1 protein-coding gene is annotated in these 682 nt (G+C 77.0%); it reads right to left on the minus strand.

Annotated elements, in window-relative coordinates:
• Positions 1-340 precede the first annotated feature (340 nt).
• Positions 341-682, minus strand: a 342-nt coding sequence (locus KUM32_RS41790) for an RluA family pseudouridine synthase (protein WP_254406812.1), incomplete at its 5' end; no start/stop codon positions are given.

Here is a 682-nt window from a genome sequence, read left to right on the forward strand (position 1 = left end):
GGTCAGGTGATCACGGCTTCCAGCGTGCCATTTCCGCACGCCACCCGCCGCGCTCGCTCCGGGCCCGGTCACCCGGCACACCCGACACCGCGCCCCGGCACGACGCCGAGGCACCCACGGCACCCGCGCGCGGCGCACGGCGCACGCGGGGCGGGTACGCGGGGCGGCTCGGGTACGCGCGGCCCCGGCCGTGACGCGCCCAGCGGATGACCCGGACCCGGCGGCTCGGCCGGCCGGGTGAGCCGCCGGGGCCGGGCTGGTCACGGCGCGGGCGCGCGAAGGGCCGGCGGGGCGCGGCGTACGACGGTGGGGTGGTGCGGCAGCCTCGGGGCGCGGTGGGTCAGGCGCTGTCGGCCCGCACCCGGTCCAGGGCCTGCTGGAGGTCGTCGGGGTAGCCGCTCTCGAACTCGACCCAGCGCCCGTCCGCCGGGTGCTCGAACCCCAGCCGCATGGCGTGCAGCCACTGCCGCGTCAGCCCGAGTCGCTTGGCCAGCGTCGGGTCGGCGCCGTAGGTGAGGTCGCCGGCGCACGGGTGGCGGTGGGCGGCCATGTGCACCCGGATCTGGTGCGTACGCCCCGTCTCCAGCTTGATGTCCAGCAGGCTCGCGGAGCGGAACGCCTCGATGAGGTCGTAGTGGGTGACGCTGGGCTTGCCCTCGGCGGTGACCGCCCACTTGTAGTC

This window comes from Streptomyces sp. AC627_RSS907 (assembly GCF_019049165.1).